At 34.6% G+C, this 5,022-nt stretch carries 4 protein-coding genes; all 4 read right to left on the reverse strand.

What is annotated here, in order from left to right; translation table 11 throughout:
• Window positions 1-123: 123 nt before the first annotated feature.
• Entirely contained in the window at window positions 124-477 is a 354-nt protein-coding gene (locus Q0162_RS02230) for a DUF4280 domain-containing protein (protein WP_009413689.1), read from the reverse strand.
• Between the two features lie 17 nt (window positions 478-494).
• Window positions 495-1,223 (reverse strand): hypothetical protein, encoded by a 729-nt coding sequence (locus tag Q0162_RS02235; RefSeq protein WP_232212933.1) that lies wholly within the window; start codon window positions 1,221-1,223, stop codon window positions 495-497.
• A gap of 11 nt (window positions 1,224-1,234) precedes the next feature.
• The gene (locus tag Q0162_RS02240) at window positions 1,235-4,546 is read right to left on the reverse strand and encodes a phage baseplate assembly protein V (protein ID WP_297888453.1); all 3,312 of its coding nucleotides are present in this window, start codon (window positions 4,544-4,546) and stop codon (window positions 1,235-1,237) included.
• Window positions 4,547-4,803: 257 nt separating this feature from the next.
• On the reverse strand, window positions 4,804-5,022 hold a 219-nt coding region (locus Q0162_RS02245), incomplete at its 5' end, for a hypothetical protein (RefSeq protein ID WP_297888456.1).

Consider the following 5,022-nt stretch of genomic DNA (forward strand, 5'->3'; position numbering starts at 1 on the left):
AATTTTCTGTTCACCGGAACAGAGCAAGTTGTGTTTTGAGGCACGCATTAGGCGTTTAGGCACTCAAAACAACTTGCCCTTGCAGGGAGCTTAAAACGCACTCCGAAGTCGTGGCGATTAGACTTATTCCACATTGTGATTTTCGTTATGTCCTTTATCTTTTATGGTAATTTTACCGCCTACTGAGCACATACAATAGGAGTTTTCTGTAAGTATTTTTTGCCCGTTGATAGAGTCCTTCTCTGTGGTATCTTCCCATTTAATGGGAGCAGGCACACAAGGTAAATAACCACCAGAAGAAGGTTTTAGTTTACATTGCTTAAAAGGCTGTATATTGGAATTCGCTTGCTTGTCCTCCTCTGTAGCCATAGCTTTACCCTCAATAGTTACAAAATCTTGACTTGTAACATTGAGTTTACTTGTTGCAGTACCTTGATTGCAACTGAGTTCTGCAGTATCAGTGATGATTTGTGGCATAACTAATAAAAATTATTTCACTTTTTTATTGCTCTATCTTTATTCTCTTTACTATTCTTTAATTGAGGTAACCCAGAAAGATCTATTGCTTTATTATTATAGCGTTCATATTCTTCTCGAGTATATGTCCCAGCTACACAATCAAAGATATATTCATAATAAACATCAATAAAAACATCTATTACTTCTTTAACAACTGCCACTGTCCATTTTTTTTCTTTTTCATCAAAATCAAAGTCTAATTCATTTGCTTCTCTATGTTTTCCCGTTCGCAAATTGATAACTCCATCTTTTTCTAATACCTCTAAAACCTTATTAAAAGACCATTTCTCAAATTTTGCTTCTTCATCTACCTGTGTTTCATCTCCTATAGCATCATATTGTCTCCAAACACCTATTTTTACAGTACTTCTAAGTCCTGCAAAAGCTCCATATTCTTTTAGTCTTCCGTTGGGGTAATAAAAATACATATAATAATGGTAGGAAGGCTTAGGAGGTATCACAAGATAATATATATCATCTCCCCCTACAAATGATTCAAAAGCACTCCCATCTGCTAATATATAAAATGGGGGACGTGTTGGATCTTCTTTATAACCTTCATAGTTTCTTTTGTATAATTCAAAATCAAATCGTTTAAACATAATTGTATCTTTTAAAGAGTTTTTAACTTCAATGCTATATCTTTGCGCATTTTTACATTGTAAAAATAGAGTGATGATTATTAAGCTTATAAATATTCTCATAATATCATTTTTTATTCCAATAATGTACTTTCTCGTACTATTAACCATTGCCAATGCCACGTAAGATAACGCTCTTTTGGCGAGTCTATTCGATTTTTTGTAACAGGGTTTACTCCCAGATGTGAATAGTCCATTATGTTGTTTGTTTCCATTGCTTTGAATACAAAAAAGTTCTTATCTCTTATTTTTTCTTCCATCCTTGATTTATATATTTCTGATGGGTAGTAGAATGAATGTGGCAATCCTAAAGCGTGTAAACACTCGTGTGCAATGGTTTCCTTTTGGTGCCCATTAAATAACATTACACATTTAGATACTGAATCAAAATAACCTCCTGCTCCTTCAGTATTAGGTTCCTTATATTCAAGATCAAGAAAATACAATTTAAAATAATTTGTATAAACAGTAGAATATTTACGTTCAAATTCATTTTTGACAAAATTATCCAATCCATTATTATCTGTTATTGTTTTAGAGACAATTGTAAAAGGATAAGGCGCAGGTAAATTTAAACAGAAAGACTCTCCTTGAGCACTGTTAGGGTCTTTTTCAAGTAAATTTACTTTGATCAACGCCTGTCCTAAAGCTTTTTTTAAGAAATTAAAATTATTATCTTTACTAATAATATAATCTCTCATTATAGTTTTTATATAAACAGGAAGTATATTGATAGTTTTTACAATAGGTGCAATCATTGTAATGCAGCCTGCTAAATTTTCTGTTTTGTTCCCTTTTTCATCTACTTTAATGGCATATATTTTAATATCTATATCCTTGTCAAACTTTATTCCCTGTCCATTTTTATCTATGACTTGAAATGCCTTACAAGTAATTTTTATAGTTTCTCTTTTACCCGATTTAGGCCGCTCTATTTTTAATCTATCAATCCCTATAAAATAATGATCAGCAGTTAGTTCTTTTGTCTCATCATTGAGTTTAAACACTAAATAATCAGGTTTTTCTTTACTTAAAAATTTAATCTGTAACTCAATTTCAGCTTCACTCACTCCATAATTCTCTGTTTTAGGAAATAAGGCAATAAAAGACTTGTAATGAGTAAAATTTTGCTCAATACCATTCTTATTCTTGATTTTAAAGTTAAAAAGGGAAAAATCTTTTCTCAGTTTATTTTGTGATTCATCACTATGTCCATATTGGGTTCCATCAAGTTTGAAATTTTCTATTATATTACCACCTCTGTTTACATACCAACTATTGGGATTGGATATAAAAAATGAACTATAAGTGTTAGAAGGATTGTTTTGTTTTTCTATTTGCATTTCAGCATCTGTTTTACTATAATACTTTCCGATAAGATCTATATATTTCTCAGTATCATTAATTCCTTTCACATTGCTGTTTTCTTTATAACAATCAAACCCAAATTCTCCTTTCCAATCTTTTTTAGTTCTAAAATGCACTAAAACATAAGTATCAGGGAGAGTCTCTATTATTTCATACTCTTCTGCTTTATTACTATGCTTTGTGCCTTGCTGTCCTTTCACCTCAAGCAAGCCCTTAGAGTTTACCGTTGCCAACTCATCTGAGTGGATAAAGAGTTTTTCTACTCCTGCCACATTTGTTTCCTTTGCCTCTATCTTCATCAGGTTGTCGGAACTGAGCAAGGCATTGCCTAAACGTGCCTCATATTCAGCTACGATTTGTCTGAGTAGCGGAGTCTCCATAATCATTTGCTGTAATATTTGCATTGTAGCTTGTCCACCTACAGTGAAGTTGAGGTTATTCCCCACACTCAGGTCAAAGTTTTTACCTGCATTCATACAGATGTTATTCGGCGCATAAAGATTGATATTGCCTTGCCCGTCCATCTCATAAATATTACGGCTCGCATCCTCAATTCTCACACTCCCCTCTGCATCATTAAGGAGTATTTTGGTGCCACTTTGCGTATGTATAGCTTTGGTCGTTGGGTTATACCCACTCTTTGCCGCGCCGTTATAATGCGCCCCCAATACAAATGGTCGTTCAGCATTGCCATTCTCAAAATCTACCATTACCTCTTCGCCTACCTCTGGGATAAAATAAAAACCTTTACCACTACCTGCATAAGGCTGTATCATCCGTATCCACGGGCTCAGTTGTTCGCCTTTCTGCCAAAAGAACTGTACCCGTACACGTCCCATTCCTTGAGGGTCGTTGTTATCTTTAACGATAGCAGGTTGCTGTTCTGCTTTGGGAAAAGCCTCGGCATTGTAATCCGCAGGGGTGCGCATCATCGGGATAGCCTCAAAACTATTTTCATAGTTCATACCGCTGTGGTAGTGCGATATTTTTATCACTCTATAGGTCTCCATCGCATGTGCATTGATGTCGGTAAGACACGCGAAGGTGTTCATCCTCAGACGTGGGTCGCGACTACGCCCTGTTACTTTAAGTGATAGCTCCCTTAAATCTTTTTCCTGACGCACTACTTCTTCTAAATCTATATCCGATTGTTCTAATGAGGTAGCTGAGTGATACTTTTGTGGTATCTTTTTGAAGAGCTTTTTAGAAGCATTTTTGGCATCCGTCTGTATAGGATTGTTTTTGTACTCACAACAAGCACTTTCAGCGTCCTTTCTATAAACTTCAGACCTATGGAAATCGTAAGCGATATATTCAAACTCCTGTGGCTTCATCTCTAAGGTAAAGTCCTCATCAATAAGATTTAAGTTCTCCCCCAAGTCTATCGTCTCTTGAAGTTTATTGCCAAAGATAAGTTTACTACCATCATAATAAAAGTATTCACCATACAAATTAGCTAAGCGACATATAAAATCGTAATCAGATTCGTTGTATTGCACCGTATAAGGCAATGCTCTTGTAGTGTTTACCCCTGCTGAGCTATCAACCTGAGCAGAATTATCATAACCTTCACCTACTGAGGCTATAATTTCCTTGAGGGTTTTGTGTTCATAAGAACGACAGGCTTTGCCTTGATCTAACAAAATACTTGGTGCATTGCCTGAGATATAGAGTGTGCCATAACCACCGCCTGTTTGTCGTTTGCAATAAATTCTGGTGATAATCCCTGAAAAGTGCTGTACTACTTCGCCGTATTGGTAGAACTTAATAGTAAGAGGCTGACCAAGTAGGTCGCGGGAATGCTCCATAATGTACTCATTAAAAGCATCAAAAGAGTCTTCAGGGGTTTCAATAGTAAAAGTGTCGTGCTGGCAGTTGTATTGATGCAGTTCTACCTTGTAGCTTTCTTTGGCTAAGAAGTCTTTACCATTGGAACTGAGCAGACAGTAGACCACAGGATTAGTTTTATCTTCTAAAAACTCCTTGAAGGTTTTGATTTTCATATCTTTCAATTCCATACGCAATTGTGTTATTATTAAATTAAGAGCAAAGTAACGAAAAATAAGGCAATTAAACAAATTATTTTGAAGAAAAATAAGAAATATTTTTGAAAGTGTAAGTAAAATAAGGCAATTCGTGATGAATAGAAGATTAGCAAGATACACTTATTTACCTATTTTTTGTTGTATGCACTTAGCAGTTGAACCTACCGTTCAGATCTTTATTTGATATTTTTTTGCTCGCTAAAAAAATAATTGTACCTTTGCATCGTGAGTTAAAACACAATAAAAATAAGGCAAAGCGATGAATTAAATTCCGTAACTAAATCATTACCTATTAGGTTTTTTACAAAATAGAATTGATTGTAAGTAAGGAAGTTAGGAAAATAGTTTATTCTTTGTACCCAGAAGTTACTGAGAAAATAGGTGTAATCAAATAAAATAAGAACTATTACTAAATCATTACCTAATCTTCTTGTAATTCCTGTATCTTC

It is taken from the genome of uncultured Capnocytophaga sp., assembly GCF_937936315.1.
Lineage (GTDB): Bacteria > Bacteroidota > Bacteroidia > Flavobacteriales > Flavobacteriaceae > Capnocytophaga.